This window comes from Alphaproteobacteria bacterium (assembly GCA_041396705.1).
Classification (GTDB): domain Bacteria; phylum Pseudomonadota; class Alphaproteobacteria; order CALKHQ01; family CALKHQ01; genus CALKHQ01.
In genome coordinates this window covers 148,991-162,907 of the sequence record JAWKYB010000012.1, presented here as the reverse complement: position 1 = coordinate 162,907, position 13,917 = coordinate 148,991, and the positions used below count along the sequence as shown (strand labels likewise).

At 70.5% G+C, this 13,917-nt stretch carries 21 protein-coding genes and 2 pseudogenes; 12 read left to right on the top strand and 11 right to left on the bottom strand.

All coding sequences use genetic code 11. The features are described from left to right. Window positions 1-25: 25 nt before the first annotated feature. Window positions 26-409 carry a hypothetical protein gene (locus tag R3F55_17835; GenBank protein ID MEZ5669258.1) on the bottom strand — a complete coding sequence of 128 codons (384 nt, stop codon included), beginning with the start codon at window positions 407-409 and terminating at the stop codon, window positions 26-28. Window positions 410-447: 38 nt separating this feature from the next. On the opposite strand from R3F55_17835, the gene R3F55_17830 reads away from it, so the two are divergent. The 4 genes from R3F55_17830 to R3F55_17815 all read left to right on the top strand — a co-directional run bounded on the left by R3F55_17830 (window position 448) and on the right by R3F55_17815 (window position 1,502). Next, window positions 448-615 (top strand): hypothetical protein, encoded by a 168-nt coding sequence (locus R3F55_17830; GenBank protein ID MEZ5669257.1) that lies wholly within the window; start codon window positions 448-450, stop codon window positions 613-615. Between the two features lie 5 nt (window positions 616-620). Continuing rightward, window positions 621-791: a hypothetical protein gene (locus R3F55_17825; GenBank protein ID MEZ5669256.1), complete on the top strand. Its 171-nt coding sequence runs from the start codon at window positions 621-623 to the stop codon at window positions 789-791. Between the two features lie 295 nt (window positions 792-1,086). After that, entirely contained in the window at window positions 1,087-1,338 is a 252-nt protein-coding gene (locus tag R3F55_17820; GenBank protein ID MEZ5669255.1) for a rhomboid family intramembrane serine protease, read from the top strand. After that, complete coding sequence (locus R3F55_17815; GenBank protein ID MEZ5669254.1) at window positions 1,335-1,502, top strand: hypothetical protein; 168 nt, start codon at window positions 1,335-1,337, stop codon at window positions 1,500-1,502. The genes R3F55_17820 and R3F55_17815 overlap by 4 nt, the downstream gene beginning before the upstream one ends. 154 nt (window positions 1,503-1,656) lie before the next feature. Here R3F55_17815 and R3F55_17810 read toward each other — a convergent pair whose 3' ends face one another. Genes R3F55_17810 through R3F55_17800 form a run of 3 tightly spaced genes read right to left on the bottom strand, consistent with a single transcriptional unit; the run spans window position 1,657 to window position 2,439 of the window. Beyond that, window positions 1,657-1,890 carry a hypothetical protein gene (locus R3F55_17810; protein ID MEZ5669253.1) on the bottom strand — a complete coding sequence of 78 codons (234 nt, stop codon included), beginning with the start codon at window positions 1,888-1,890 and terminating at the stop codon, window positions 1,657-1,659. Continuing rightward, window positions 1,851-2,042, bottom strand: coding sequence for a hypothetical protein (locus R3F55_17805; protein MEZ5669252.1), 192 nt, complete (start codon window positions 2,040-2,042; stop codon window positions 1,851-1,853). Before R3F55_17805 ends, R3F55_17810 begins: the two co-directional genes overlap by 40 nt. Before the next feature lie 7 nt (window positions 2,043-2,049). Further along, entirely contained in the window at window positions 2,050-2,439 is a 390-nt protein-coding gene (locus R3F55_17800; protein MEZ5669251.1) for a pirin family protein, read from the bottom strand. 185 nt (window positions 2,440-2,624) lie between these two features. Between R3F55_17800 and R3F55_17795 the strand changes: the two genes are divergently transcribed. The 8 genes and pseudogenes from R3F55_17795 (at window position 2,625) to R3F55_17760 (ending at window position 7,170) form a co-directional block, all read left to right on the top strand. Further along, window positions 2,625-3,797 (top strand): ABC transporter substrate-binding protein, encoded by a 1,173-nt coding sequence (locus R3F55_17795; GenBank protein ID MEZ5669250.1) that lies wholly within the window; start codon window positions 2,625-2,627, stop codon window positions 3,795-3,797. Between the two features lie 166 nt (window positions 3,798-3,963). Beyond that, window positions 3,964-4,838: pseudogene (locus tag R3F55_17790) on the top strand (branched-chain amino acid ABC transporter permease). A gap of 122 nt (window positions 4,839-4,960) precedes the next feature. Then, entirely contained in the window at window positions 4,961-5,374 is a 414-nt protein-coding gene (locus tag R3F55_17785; protein ID MEZ5669249.1) for a hypothetical protein, read from the top strand. Further along, on the top strand, window positions 5,346-5,558 hold the full coding sequence (locus R3F55_17780) for a hypothetical protein (protein ID MEZ5669248.1): 213 nt from the start codon (window positions 5,346-5,348) through the stop codon (window positions 5,556-5,558). The genes R3F55_17785 and R3F55_17780 overlap by 29 nt, the downstream gene beginning before the upstream one ends. Before the next feature lie 67 nt (window positions 5,559-5,625). Beyond that, window positions 5,626-5,847: a hypothetical protein gene (locus R3F55_17775; GenBank protein ID MEZ5669247.1), complete on the top strand. Its 222-nt coding sequence runs from the start codon at window positions 5,626-5,628 to the stop codon at window positions 5,845-5,847. Between the two features lie 578 nt (window positions 5,848-6,425). Continuing rightward, a complete protein-coding gene (locus tag R3F55_17770) occupies window positions 6,426-6,593 on the top strand; it encodes a hypothetical protein (protein MEZ5669246.1) in 168 nt (55 codons plus the stop codon). Then, window positions 6,587-6,862, top strand: coding sequence for a hypothetical protein (locus tag R3F55_17765; GenBank protein MEZ5669245.1), 276 nt, complete (start codon window positions 6,587-6,589; stop codon window positions 6,860-6,862). The genes R3F55_17770 and R3F55_17765 overlap by 7 nt, the downstream gene beginning before the upstream one ends. A gap of 140 nt (window positions 6,863-7,002) precedes the next feature. Continuing rightward, window positions 7,003-7,170: a hypothetical protein gene (locus R3F55_17760; GenBank protein MEZ5669244.1), complete on the top strand. Its 168-nt coding sequence runs from the start codon at window positions 7,003-7,005 to the stop codon at window positions 7,168-7,170. Window positions 7,171-7,315: 145 nt separating this feature from the next. On the opposite strand, the pseudogene R3F55_17755 reads toward R3F55_17760, so the two are convergent. The 7 genes and pseudogenes from R3F55_17755 to trkA all read right to left on the bottom strand — a co-directional run bounded on the left by R3F55_17755 (window position 7,316) and on the right by trkA (window position 13,884). Further along, a pseudogene (locus R3F55_17755) lies at window positions 7,316-8,185 on the bottom strand (NAD(P)-dependent oxidoreductase). A gap of 160 nt (window positions 8,186-8,345) precedes the next feature. Next, the gene (locus R3F55_17750) at window positions 8,346-9,152 is read right to left on the bottom strand and encodes an inositol monophosphatase (GenBank protein MEZ5669243.1); all 807 of its coding nucleotides are present in this window, start codon (window positions 9,150-9,152) and stop codon (window positions 8,346-8,348) included. 102 nt (window positions 9,153-9,254) lie between these two features. Beyond that, window positions 9,255-10,484, bottom strand: coding sequence for a GTPase HflX (hflX, locus tag R3F55_17745; GenBank protein MEZ5669242.1), 1,230 nt, complete (start codon window positions 10,482-10,484; stop codon window positions 9,255-9,257). Between the two features lie 121 nt (window positions 10,485-10,605). Then, window positions 10,606-10,869 (bottom strand): RNA chaperone Hfq, encoded by a 264-nt coding sequence (hfq, locus tag R3F55_17740; protein ID MEZ5669241.1) that lies wholly within the window; start codon window positions 10,867-10,869, stop codon window positions 10,606-10,608. A gap of 84 nt (window positions 10,870-10,953) precedes the next feature. Continuing rightward, window positions 10,954-11,622: an HAD family hydrolase gene (locus R3F55_17735; GenBank protein MEZ5669240.1), complete on the bottom strand. Its 669-nt coding sequence runs from the start codon at window positions 11,620-11,622 to the stop codon at window positions 10,954-10,956. Further along, a complete protein-coding gene (locus R3F55_17730; GenBank protein ID MEZ5669239.1) occupies window positions 11,619-12,476 on the bottom strand; it encodes a D-amino-acid transaminase in 858 nt (285 codons plus the stop codon). Before R3F55_17730 ends, R3F55_17735 begins: the two co-directional genes overlap by 4 nt. A gap of 34 nt (window positions 12,477-12,510) precedes the next feature. Further along, window positions 12,511-13,884: a Trk system potassium transporter TrkA gene (gene trkA / locus R3F55_17725; GenBank protein ID MEZ5669238.1), complete on the bottom strand. Its 1,374-nt coding sequence runs from the start codon at window positions 13,882-13,884 to the stop codon at window positions 12,511-12,513. Between the last annotated feature and the right edge of the window lie 33 nt (window positions 13,885-13,917).

Sequence of the window (13,917 nt, the reverse complement as noted above, 5' to 3'; positions counted from 1 at the left end):
GCCGGCATCACCATCATCGACGGCATCAGCGCGACCAGGGATCTTTGCCCATCTTCATCTCGGCCGACGAAGGAAAACATACGGCCCAGCGCCACCGGCAAGCCTTCGATCCCCGGCTATCGCGCGGGTGGTCGACGCCGCCGGCGCGCCGCACCGCCAGCGAGTCGGCCGGCTGGCGGTGCGCGGCCCGACCGGCTGCCGCTACCTCGCCGACGACCGCCAGGCCGTCTATGTCAAGGACGGCTGGAACCTGACCGGCGACGCCTACATGGTCGACGCGGACGGCTATTTCATCTACCAGGCGCGCACCGACGACGCTGATCATCGTCCGGCTACAACATCGCCGGGCCGGAGGTGGGCAGCGCTGCTGGAGCATGACGACGATACGCGAATGCGCGGTGATCAGCATGCGGACGCCGAGCGCGGCCCATCGTCAAGGCGTTCGTGGTGCTGCGCGAGGGGGTCGAGGCCGGGCCGGACACCGCCAAGGCGCTGGGACTTCGTCAAACGCACGGTCGCACCGTTCAGTACCCGCGCGCGGTCGCCTTCGTCGACAGCCTGCCGCGCACCGAGACCGGCAAGGTGCAGCGCTTCAAGCTGCGCGACGCTGGCTGACCGGCATGGTCAACCGCCCGCGTCCCGACGACGCCCCGCGCCGCCGGCGCGAACCGGTGTTCAACACCGAGGGCAAGCTGTTCAGCCTGCTGTTCGCGGCGGCCTGCGTCGCGGTGTTCGTCTACCGGGACCTGCGACCGACCGAGCAGGCGCAATTCATCCCGCCTTCGGCCTGACGCCAGGTATTTCCTGAAGGGACTGGAACGCAGCTGAGGCCTGGCCCTGCTGCCCTGCAACTGCCGCTGTTCACCATGCTGCTGCACGACGGCTTCTGGCACCTGTTCCTGGACATGGTCGCCCTGCTGTCGTTCGGACCGGCGGTGGGGCGCGCCATCAGGACCTGGCGGATGGCGCTGCTGTTCGTGCTGGGCGGTCTCGCCGCCGCGCTGGCCGAGGTCTACCTGACCGCGGAGCCGGCGATCGTGATGATCGGCGCCAGCGGCGTCTTCGCAGTCATATCCCGCCTATGTCATGCTGTGGCCGACCGGCTGGCTGTTCCTGTTCGTGATCGCGATGCCGGGCTGGGTCTGGATGATCGTCGTCGTGCTGCTGCACGTGGCGCTGGGCTGGATCTGGCCGGTCGAGGGCATCGCCTGGTGGGCGCACATGGGCGGGCTGGTCGCCGGGCTGGTGCTGATCCTGTTCCTGCGGCCGCCTGGCGTGGCGCTGTTCCAGCCGTCGCCGCGGCCGCCGCGCCGGGTGCGCCGGAGCACGCCCGAATGACGGCGTTCGAGACGATGCGGCTGCCGGCCGAAGCGGACGTCCAGGCCCCCGACGGCTCCGACGTGCGGGCGCTGCTGCGGCTGCCGGGCGGCAGCATGGCCCACTTCACGCTCGCGCCGGAGCAGGTCGCAGGCGGTCACCACAACACGGTCGAAGAGATCTGAGTACATCGTCGCCGGCCGCGGATATGGCGCCAGCAGGGCGGCCGCGAAGCGGTGGTTGCTCTGGAGCCCGGCGTCTGCCTGACGGTCCGCTCGGCACCGATTTCCAGTTCAGGGCGGCCGGCGACGCGCCGCGCTATGCTCGTCGCCGTCACCATCACCGCCCTGGCCGCTGGACCGCGAGGAGGCGCGGCCGGTCGCCCAGGCCGGTGGCCCGCCGCGCTGTAGGCCGCGCGGCGCCATCGAGCAGGTCGAACAACCGGCGCTCGGCGCCAGGTCTCGCTTGCCAGCGAGATGCCGGGTTCACGTCGACGATCGCCGCGCCGTCGCCGGCGCGCAGCGTGTCGCCGTTCAGCGCGACGGTGCCGCCGGGCGACCTGCAGCGAGGCATGGCGACCGTCCGGGATGGCGATGGTCGAGGCTGTCGTCGGCAGCGAGCTCGGCGACATGGGCCGCGTCCTGGTGGATGGTGATGGCGCCGTCGCTGCCGTCGCGGTCGCCGACCAGACGCAGGCGGCCGCGCCGCTGCTGCGGCGGAAACACCTTCTGCTCATAGCCCGGCTCCAGGCCGCGCCGCTCCGGCAGGATCCAGATCTGCCAGAAGTGCCGGCTCGCTGGCGCTCGGGTTGTATTCCGAATGGGTGATGCCGGTGCCGGCGCTCATCCGCTGGACGTCGCCGGGCCGGATCACCGAGCCGTTGCCCAGCGAATCCTTGTGCTCCAGGGCGCCGGTCAGGACGTAGGACACGATCTCCATGTCGCGATGGGCATGGGTGGCGAAGCCGGCGCCCGGCACCACCCGGTCCTCGTTGATCACGCGCAGCGCGCGGAACCCCATCAGCGCCGGGTCGCGATAGTCGCCGAACGAAAAGCTGTGCCGGCTGTCGAGCCAGCCGATCTGCGTTTGGCCGCGGCTGTCGCGGTCGCGGACGACGATCATCGCGCTGTCTCCCTGGCCGGCTGTGGCGGGGTCGGCCCCGCGCGGTGCGAGCCCGTGACCTGGGACCGCCGGCCGGCAAAGGAAAGCCCGCGGGCGTGGCCGCTTCCGCTTTGGCATCGCGGCAGCCCTCGCCTATGATCCCCGCCAAGGGCGACGGCCCAGAGAACGCGACGAGGGAGACATCCATGCGACAACACATCATCGGCGCCGCCGTGGGCGCGGCGGCGCTGGCCGGGGCCGGCATCGCCCAGGCCGACGAGATCAAGATCGGCTTCATCGCCACCCTGTCCGGCCCGGCTGCGGCCCTGGGCCAGGACCTGCTCGACGGCTTCCAGCTCGGCATCGCCGACAGCGGCGGCACGCTGGGCGGGCTCGACGTCGACCTGATCGTCGAGGACGACCAGCTGAAGCCCGACGTCGGGCGCCAGGTCGCCCAGTCGATGCTGGAGCGCGACGAGGTCGACATGATCGTCGGCATCGTCTTCTCCAACGTGATGATGGCGGTGGCGCCGCTGGTGATCGAGAACGAGACCATCCTGGTCAGCGCCAATGCCGGTCCGTCGCCGCTGGCCGGCGAGATGTGCAGCCCGTACTTCTTCAACGTCGCCTGGCAGAACGACAACACGCATGAGGCCATGGGCCAGTACGTCAAGGACCAGGGCTTCGACAACGTCTATATCATGGCGCCGAACTATCCGGCCGGCACCGATGCGCTCGCCGGCTTCAAGCGCTTCTACGACGGCGGGCTGGCCGGCGAGGTCTATACCCAGCTCAACCAGACCGACTATGCCGCCGAACTGGCTGAGCTTCGCGCCGCAAACCCCGACGCCGTCTATATTTTCTATCCCGGCGGCATGGGCGTGAACTTCGTCAAGCAATACGCGCAGGCCGGGCTGATGGAGACGATCCCGCTGTTCGGACCGTCGTTCAGCTTCGACCAGACCATCCTGCCAGCGGTCGGCGAGGCGGCGCTCGGCGTGTTCAACACCTCGTTCTGGACCCAGGACCTCGACAACGCCGCCAACGCGCAGTTCGTCGCCGGCTTCGAGGCGGCCTACGACCGCATCCCGTCGCCCTACGCCGCCCAGGCCTACGACGCCGCCCGACTGCTCGACAGCGCGCTGGCCGCCGTCGGCGGCGCCACGGACGACACCGCGGCGCTGATCGCGGCGCTGGAGGCCGCGGACTTCGAGTCGGTGCGCGGCCCGTTCCGGTTCAACACCAACCATTTCCCGATCCAGAACTTCTATGTCCGCGAGGTGGTCATGCTGGACGACGGCCGCATCGGCAATGCGCTGCGCGGCACCGTGTTCGAGGCGCATGGCGACGCCTACGCCGCCGACTGTCCCATGGAGTGACCTGCCGCAACCTCGCGCGGCCGTTCCGAACGCGCGACCGCGTCATGGCCGGTCCGGTGCGCGCCTACCCGCAGGGGTGGAGCCCGGTCGGCCAAAGAAGCCCGGGTCAAGCCCGGGCATGACGCATCCCGGGGATCGACCGGCCGCGACGGGGATGGCCTGAGCCATGTCCGCGCTGCTCCTCCTCGAACAATGCCTGAACGGGCTGCAGCTCGGCGTCATGCTGTTCCTGATGGCGGCCGGGCTGACGCTGGTGTTCGGCATCATGAACCTGGTCAACCTGGCCCATGGTTCGCTGTACATGATCGGAGCCTATCTGGCCGCGACCCTGGTGCCGGCGACCGGCTCCTTCGCCCTCGGCCTGCTGCTCGCCCTCGCCGGCGCCGCCGCCGTCGGGGTCGCGCTGGAGCTGGCGGTGCTGCGCACGCTGTACGAGCGCAGCCACCTCGACCAGGTGCTGGCCACCTTCGGCCTGATCCTGACCATCAACGAGCTGGTGCGCATCCTTTGGGGCCCGCAGGCCTATTTCATGGCGCTGCCGGCCGGCCTCGACGGCTCGGTCGAGATCGTGCCCGGCGCGCCCTACCCCCGTGTTCCAGCTGGCGGTGATCGGCGTCGGGCTCGCGGTGGCGCTCGGCCTCTATCTGCAGTCGGCCGCACCCAGCTCGGCATGCTGATCCGCGCCGGCGCCAGCAACCGGCGCATGGTCGGCGCGCTCGAGTCGACATCGCCCTGCTCCTACGGCCTGATCTTCGGCCTCGGCGCCGCGCTGGCCGGGCTTGCCGGCATGATGTCCGGGCGCTGTTCTCGGTCGAGGTCGGCATGGGCGAGCCGGTGCTGATCCACGCCTTCGTGGTGATTGTCATCGGCGGCATGGCTCGATCCGCGGCGCCTTCGCCGCCGCGCTGTTGGTCAGGCTGGCCGACACCTTCGGCCGCATCCTGCTGCCGCCGGCGGTGGCCCGGAGATGACGATCTACATGCTGATGGCCGCCGAGCGCTGTTCTGGCGTCCGCGCGGCCTGTTTCCAGCCCATGGCTGAGCGTTCCGGTTGCAGGACTGGGCCGAGCCGCTGGTGGCCTGGCCCTGCTCGCCGCGCCCTGCCCTGGGGCGCCGAGGCGGCCGGCGAGCGCTTCCTACATCATCTTCGCCAGCCGCATCCTGGTGTTCGCGCTGGCCGCGATCGGCACCGACCTGATCCTCGTGATTACGGCGGCATGGTCAGCTTCGGCCGCCGCCTTCTTCGGCGTCGGTGCCTACACCATGGGCATCCTCGCCGCCACGCCGGACGGCACCGCCCTGTTCTTCCTCGATTGGGACATCGGCGGGACCGCAACCTGTTCGTCCACCTGCCGGCGGCGTGCTGGTCGCCGGTCTGGCGGCACGCTGCTGATCGGGCTGGTGGTGCTGCGCACCACCGGCGTCTACTTCATCATGATCACGCTCGCCTTCGCCAGATGCTCTTCCTGTTCGTCTCGCTGGACGGCTATGGCGGCGACGACGGGCTTTCGCTGTTCGGCCGGTCCGATACCGCCCGGCCTGCTCGACCTTGGCGACCGCACCAGCTCTACTACCTGATCCTGGGCTGCCTGGCGCGGCCTGCAGCTTCCTCCGGCTGGCCGTCCGCGCCCGCTTCGGCCTGACGCTGACCGGCATCCGCAACATCGGCCGGATGGAGGCGATCGGCGTGCCGACCTTCCGCTACGGCACAGCTGCGCGCTCGTCATCGCCGGCGCGCTGTGCGGCCTGGCCGGGGCGCTGATGGCCAATCTCGACCGCTTCGTCAGCCCGTCGCTGATGCACTGGACCCGCTCCGGCGAGCACTGATCATGGTCATATTGAGCGGCATGGGCCGGCTGGCCGGCGCCGTGCTGGGCGCCGCGCTGTTCCTGTTGCTGGAGGACGTGCTGCCCGGCCTGCTCGACCTCTTCGGCGACGGCTGGGGCCAGCGCGGGTGGCGCTGGGGCCAGTCTGATCTGGTCGTGCTGTTCGCCCGCGGCAGCATCGCCCGGGCTGGTCGAGGCCGGCTGGCGCGGAGCCCGCGACGATGACCGCGGCCGCACTGCGGGTCGGACCTAGTCCAAGCACTTCGGCGGGCTGGTCGCCAGCGACCGACAGCCGGGCTCGCTGCCGGCAGAAGGAGAAGCTGCATGCCGTGATCGGGCCGAACGGCGCCGGCAAGACCACGCTGATCGCCCAGCTGGCCGGCAACCTGAAGCCGGATCGCGGCCGCATCCGTGTTCGGCCGCGACGTCACACACTGTCGCCGCATGCGGGTCGGACATGGGCTGGCCCTTCGTTCCAGATCACCAGCCTGTTCCGCGACCTCGACCGTGCTGGACAATGTGCGCCGTGCCGTGCTGGCCCGCACCGGCCATGGTTTCGGCTTCCTCCGGCCGACCGGGAGCGACCCGGCGCTGACCGGTCCGGCGCTGGCCTGCCTCGACCGCGTCCGGGCTGGCCGAGCGCGCCGGCGCCGTCGCCGGCACATGGCCCATGGCGAACGACGCCGGCTGGAATCGCCGATGGCGCTGTACCAGGCCGAAAGTGCTGCTGCTCGACGAGCCGATGGCCGGCGCCGGCCCGGACGAGCGCGGCGATCGTCGCCCTGCTCGGCGCTGAAGACACGATGACAGTCCTGCTGGTCGAGCACGACATGGACGCGGTGTTCGCGCTGGCCGACCGGATCAGCGTGCTGGTCGGCCGGGTGATCGCCTGCGACGTGCCGGCGGCGGTGCGCGCCAACGCAGCGGCGGTGCAGGAGGCCTATCTGGGCGAGGAGCGGCTGGCGTGCTGAGCGTGGAGGCGTCGATGCCGGCTACGACGCCTCGCAGGTGCTGTTCAGCCTGTCCTTCGCCGTCGGCGCAGGCGAGGATCGTCTCGCTGCTCGAGCGCAACGGCATGGGCAAGACCACCGCGATCCTGGCGGTGACCGGTCTGAACCCCGCCCAGTGCGCAGCCGCATCGGCTGGGACGGACGCCGATCGGGCCGCGAGCGGCCGCGCCATCGCCCGGCGCGGCATCCAGGCTGGTGCCGGAGGGACGCCAGATCTTCCCCAACCCTGACCGTGACCGCGAGAACCTGGTCGCCACCGCCCACCCGCCGCGCGGGGCCTGGAGCTGGACCGTCGCCCGCGTATTCGCTGTTCCGAGCTGGCCCGGCGGGCGAGCGCCATGGCGGCCGGCTGTCCGGCGGCGAGCAGCAGATGCTGGCGATCGGCCGTGCACTGATGACCAACCCGCGGCTGCTGATCCTCGACAGGGAGCGACCAGGGCTGGCGCCGCTGGTCGCCACGACATCTGGACCGCGCTGGACGCACTGCGGCGCACCGGGCTGGCCATCCTGGTGGTCGACAAGAACCTGCCGGCGCTGATGGCGCTGGCCGACCTACGTCATCATCGAGAAGAGCCAGCCGGAGTCCCGCTGGGCCGGCGACAGCCCGCCGCCTTCGCCGCAAACCCGACGCTGCCTGAGCACGCTATCTGGGCGTCTGACCCCGGGCGGGAACCGGCGCCGGCTCAGTCGTTGGCGAGCAGGTGGATCAGGCTGGAGGTGTCCCAGCGCTGGCCGCCGCGGGCCTGGACCTGGGCATAGAACTGGTCGACCAGCGCCGTCACCGGCAGCCGCGCTTGTTGCGCCGCGCCTCGGCGGAGCAGATCGACAGATCCTTGCGCATCCAGTCGACCGCGAAGCCATAGTCGAACTTGCCGGCGGTCATGGTCGCGGCGCGGTTGTCCATCTGCCACGACTGCGCCGCCCCCTTCGAGATCACGGCGATGACCTTCTCCATGTCGAGGCCGGCGCGGATACCGAAATTGACGCCCTCGGACAGACCCTGGACCAGGCCGGCGATGCAGATCTGGTTGACCATCTTGGTCAGCTGGCCCGAGCCCGCCGGCCCCCATCAGCACACGGACTTGGCGAAGCTGTCGATCTCCAGCTTGACCCGGTCGGAGCAGCGCCTGGTCGCCGCCGACCATCACGGTCAGCTGGCCGTTCTCCGCCCCGGCCTGGCCGCCGGAGACGGGGCCGTCGAGGAAGGCGACGCCCTTCGCCTTGGCCACGCCGTAGAGCTCGCGGGCCACATCGGCCGACGCGGTGGTGTGGTCGACGAAGAAGCCGCCGGCCGCCATGCCGGCCAGCGCGCCGTCGTCGCCGAGCACGACGCTGCGCAGGTCGTCGTCGTTGCCGACGCAGGCGAACACGATCTCCTGGCCCTGTGCCGCGGCCGCCGGGGTCGGCGCGCTGCGGCCGCCGTGCTGGGCGACCCACTTCTCGGCCTTGGCGGCGGTGCGGTTGTAGACGGTGACGTCATGACCCTTGGCGGCCAGGTGGCCGGCCATCGGATAGCCCATCACGCCGAGCCCGAGAAATGCGACTTTCGCCATGCGGCGGTCCTCCCTGTTTCCGATTGCCGCCATCCCCGGGCCTGTCCCGCGGATCTCGCGCCGCGCACGCACCGTGGCCCTATGGCGACGGCGCCCTTTCCCGTGGAGATCCCGGGGTCAAGCCCGCGGATGACGGACGTGGCTGTTGCGGCGTGTGCGCTCACACGCCGTTGAAGTGGTCGCGAATGCGATGCCACAGGTCGCGGTTCGGCGCAACCAACAGGCCGATGCCCGGGTCGACCAGCCGATAGGGCGTCTCGTCGGCCGCCCGTGCCGCATAGCCGCCGGCCTCGCGGTGCATCAGCACGCCGGCGGCGTGGTCCCACGGTTTGAGGTTCTTCATGAAGCTGAAATGCCGGCGGCCCCGGCTCATGTCGACATATTCGCGCCCGGCACAGCGCAGGTTGCGGCATTGGCGGAACGCCGCGCACCGCGCCTTGACCGTCTCGCGCGGCATCGGTGCGAACAGGCTGTAGGTGACGCCGCCGACCAGCGCGTCGAGGCGTTCGGGCTGGTCGACCGCCATCCGGCTGCCGTCGATCCAGGCGCCGCCGCCCTGCTCGGCGATCGCCATCTCGCGGTCGATCGGCAGGTAGATCCAGCCGCGGCGGGTGGCGCCGCCCTCGACCAGCGCCAGGATCAGCGCGAAGGTCGGATCGCCGTGGGCGAAATTGTGGGTGCCGTCGACCGGGTCGATCACCCAGACCGGGCGATCGTCGCTGAGATGCGCCAGCACCGAGCCGTCGGCCGCCGCCGCCTCCTCGCCGACCACCAGCGAGCCGGGCAAGAGGTCGGTCAGCCGGCGCGCCAGCGCCGCCTCGCTCTCCCGGTCGGCAATGGTGACCAGGTCGCCGGGTCCCTTCTCGTGGATCTCGTGCGCCTCCAGCGCGCGGAACCGCGGCAGCACGACCGTCTCGGCCACCTCGCGGACGATGGCGGCGACGGTCTGGGGATCGGGACTGGTCATGATGGCTCGGCTTCCGGCGGCTGTGTGTCGGGGCCAACGGCCCGCTGCCGTGGTTGACACCAGATTCGCGCCCGCCGCGCAACCGCGCGGCGCGCGGCCGGTTCAGACCGCACGCTGTTCCGCGGCCGCCGCCTGCGGGGCAATGGCGAAGCGGTCGAAGAAGCGGGCCGAATCCGCCTGCTCGATCCGCACCTGGCATTCCAGCACGTCGCCGTGCGGCTCGACCCGCTCCACCTTGGCGTGCCGGTGCAGCCAGGCGAGCGCATCGCCCTTGGCCGCCGGCACCGCATAGGTGACCAGCGCGTGGCGTGCGGTCAGCGCCCGGCCGATCGCGCGGCGCAGGTCGTCGATGCCAAGCCCGCTCAGCGCGGAAATCGCCACCGCGTCGCCGTCGCGGGCGCACTGGTTCAGCACGGCCTGCCGGCCGGCCTCGTCCAGCTGGTCGATCTTGTTCAGCACCACCAGTTGCGGCGTCGCCTCGACGCCCAGGTCCTTCAGCACGGCGTCGACGTCGGCCTTCTGCGCGTCGCTGTCGGGCGAGGCGGCGTCGCGCACGTGCAGGATCAGGTCGGCGGACTGCACCTCCTCCAGCGTCGCCCGGAACGCGGCCACAAGCTGGGTCGGCAGGTCGGAGATGAAGCCGACCGTGTCGGACAGGATCGCGTCGGAACCGCCGTCGAGATCGATGCGCCGCATGGTCGGGTCCAGCGTCGCGAACAGCATGTCCTCGGCCAGCACGTCGGCCCGGGTCAGCCGGTTGAACAGGGTCGATTTGCCGGCGTTGGTGTAGCCGACCAGCGCCACCACCGGATAGGGCACCTTCTCGCGGGCGCTGCGGTGCAGGCCGCGGGTGCGCTTCACCCCTTCCAGCTGCTGCTTCAGCCGGGCGATGCGCTCGTCGGTCAGCCGGCGGTCGATCTCGAGCTGGGATTCGCCGGGACCGCCGACGGTGCCGGTGCCGCCGCGCTGCCGCTCCAGGTGGGTCCACGACTTGACCAGCCGCGAGCGCTGGTAGGTCAGCGCCGCCAACTCGACCTGCAGCCGGCCCTCATGGGTCCGCGCCCGCGCGCCGAAGATCTCCAGGATCAGACCGGTGCGGTCGATCACTTTCAGCTTCAGAGCCTTTTCCAGGTTGCGCTGCTGCACCGGGCCGAGCGCGCAGTCCATCACCAGCAGCGTCGCACCGGTGGCGGCGACCTCGGACTCGAGCCGCTCGATGGCGCCGGTGCCGATCAGCGTGGCGGCGCGGATCTTGGGTACCCGGATGCAATGCTGCCCGACCACGTCGAGCCCGATCGAACGGGCCAGGCCGACCGCCTCGGCCAGCTGCATCGCAGGCGTGCGCAGGTCGCCGCGATGGGTTCGCGTGGCCCTGGGAAGCTCGGGATAGACGACCAGCGCGGCCGTTTCGGAGCGGTCGGCTGCGCCCGGCTGCGGCCGGGCGGCATGAACCTCAGTGATGATCGCCGTCCTTATCGCCTTCTGCCTTGTCGCCTTCGAACAGGTTGATGGCGGTCGCAGGCATCACGGTAGACATCGCGCTCTTGTAGACCAGCTGGGAGTGGCCGTCGCGGCGCAGAAGCACCGAATAGTTGTCGAACCAGGTGACCACGCCCTGCAGCTTGACGCCGTTCACCAGAAAAATGGTGACCGGAACCTTGTTCTTGCGGATGTGGTTGAGAAATACGTCCTGTACGTTATGGCCGTCGTTCGACATGGGAACCCTCATTTTTTTCCGTTCTATGCGCAGCGGGTCGTAAACGCCCTTCCCGGATCGCGCATATCGTTCCAGGCTCGAACCTCATATGGCGCTGAGTGACGTGGAAACAAGCGCCCGCAACTCATGCAAGGACGATACCGCATGGATTTCGCCCGGCGTCGGCGGGTCGTCGGCGGGATTCCAGCGCAGGCGCACGCCGGTGCAGTCGGCGGCAAGCGCGCAGGCCATGTCGACCGGCGTGTCGCCGACCAGCCAGACCGCGCGGCCGGCCTGCAGGCCGCTGCCGGCGAGCGCCAGGTCGACCACGGCGCGGTCCGGCTTGTCCGCCGCGGCGTCGCCGGCGCCGACCAGCGCCCGGAACGCGCCGCCCCAGCGCAGATGCGCGACCTCCGCCCGCAGATAGGGCCCATTCTTGTTGCTGACGATCGCCATCGGCACGCCCGCCTGGCCCAGCATGGCTAGCAGCTCCGGCGCGCCCGGCTTGACCGCCAGGCCGTCGATGTGATGGGCGGCGAAGCTGTCGAGGAAGATGGTGCGGGCCCGCTCCCACTCCGCCCCGAAGATCTCCGGGAAACTGTCGCGCAGCGACCGCGTCGCCCGCCGCTTGGCCTCGTCGATCGACACCGTCGGCATGCCGAATGCGGCATAGGCCGCGTTCAGTGCCAACGTGATCGTCGGCCAGTTGTCGACCAGCGTGTCGTCCCAGTCGAACAGCACGGCCGCCAGGCCCGGGGCGGGCGATGCCGTCATCCCGCGCTCGCGGCCTGGGCGAGATAGGCGTCGCGCAGCCGGCAAGCCAGCGGCCCCGGCTTGCCGTCGCCGATCGCGGCATCGTCGATGCGCACCACCGGCATCACCAGGTTCGAGCTCGACGACAGGAAGGCCTCGCGCGCCTGCCGCGCCTCGGCCAGCGAGAACGGCCGCTCCTCGAAGCGCAGGCCGGCATCCCGCGCCAGCGCGATGATGCGCTGCCGGGTGACGCCGTTGAGGATCGCCGAATCCGCCCGCCTGGTCACCAGAGCGCCGTCGGCGGTGACGATCCAGGCATTGGTCGACGCACCCTCGGTCACCTGCCCGTCGGGGTCGACCATCCAGGCTTCCACGCACTTCGCCTCGCGTGCCATCTGCTTCGCAAGAACATTAGGAAGAAGAGATATGGTTTTGATATCGCATCTTTTCCACCGAATATCAGGCGTCGTGACCACGGCCACGCCGCTGACCTGGTCGGCGCGGCGCGGCGGCGGCCGGCGCATCGTGGTCATCACCAGCGCCGGCGCGACGTCGCCGCCGGGAAAGGCGTGGTCGCGCGGCGCCACGCCGCGGGTCACCTGGATGTAGAGCAGGCCGTCGCGCAGCCGGTTGCGGCGCAACAGCTCGCGCGCGACCAGCTCCAGCGCCCGCCGCGGCATCGGCCAGCGGATCGACAGCTCGCCCAGCGAGCGGTCGAGCCGGTCCAGGTGCGGCGCCTCGTCGACCAGGCGGCCGCCGATCACCGGCAGCACCTCGTAGACGCCGTCGGCGAGCTGATAGCCGCGGTCCTCCACGTGGACGCAGGCCCGCTGGTGCGGCACGTAGCGACCGTTGACATAGGCGAAGCGCGGCATGCGGCTCTCCGGTGGCGTGCGCGCCGGCGGCGGGTCAGAAATACTCGAGCCGGACGGCGAACAGCTTCTCGACTCGCTTGATCGTTCCGGTCGCCGCGAACAGTACGACGCGGTCCTTGGCCTGCACCACGGTGGTCGGCCGCGCGATCACCACCTCGTTGCCGCGCACGATCGCGCCGACGATCACGCCGTCCGGCAGCTTGGCCTCGCGCAGGTTCTTGCCGACCAGGGTCGATGTCTCCAGCGCCTCGGCGACGATCACCTCGCCGAAGCCCTCGCGCACCGAGTTGACCGACAGGATGCGGCCGCGGCGGATGTGCTGCAGGATGGTGGACACGGTGATCGCCCGCGGGCTGACCACCACGTCGATGCCCAGCGTGCCGATCAGCGGGGTATAGGTCGGCGCGTTGATCAGCACCACCGCCCGCTCGCAGCCGTAGCGCTTGGCCAGCAGGCCGGCGAGGATGTTGACCTCGTCGTCGTCGGTGACCGTGACCACCGTCTCGGTCGCCGAGACGTTGGCCTCCTCCAGCACCTCCGGGTCGAGCCCGTCGCCGTTCAGCACGCGCACCCGGCTCAGGCGCTCGGCCACGTGCTGGGCGCGCTCGCGGCTCAGCTCGATCAGCTTGGCGGAGACGCCGCTGAACTGCTGCTCGATGGTCTCGGCCAGGTTGAGGCCGATGTTGCCGCCGCCGATGATGATGACCCGGCGCGCCTCCTGCTCGGTGTGGCCGAACACCGCCAGCGCCCGGCCCAGGTGGCTGGTCTCGGCCATGAAATACACCTCGTCGCCGGGCAGCATCTGGTCGTCGCTGGTCGGGATGATGGTGCGGTCGCCCCGCAGGATGCCGAACACGACGATGTGCAGGTCCGGGAACAGGGTGGTCAGCTGCCTCAGCGGCGTGTTGATCACCGGGCAGTCCTCGCGCAGCCGCACCCCGGCCGCGCGCACCTTGTCGTCGGCCATCGGGATCACGTCGAAGGCGCCGGGCACGTGCAGGCGCCGGGCGATGGCGCGGGCGACCTCGACCTCCGGTGAGATGATGACGTCGATCGGCAGGTGGTCGCGGCTGAACAGGTCGGCCCACAGCGGGTCGAGATAGCTCTGATTGCGGATGCGGGCGATCTTGGTCGGCACGTTGAACAGGCTGTGCGCCACCTGGCACGAGACCATGTTGACCTCGTCGGCCTGTGTGACCGCGATGATCATCTCGCACTCCTGGGCGCCGGCGCGCTCCAACACCGGCGGGTGCGAGGCGTGGCCGACGATGCCCTGCACGTCGAGCTGGTCGGAAATCTTGGCGACCAGGTCGGGGCGCTGGTCGATCACGGTGACGTCGTTCTCGCTCGACAGGTAGCGGGCGATGTTGAAGCCGACCTGACCGGCGCCGCAGACGATGACCTTCATCGCCGCACCTCGCCGGCGGCCGCGCGGATCGGG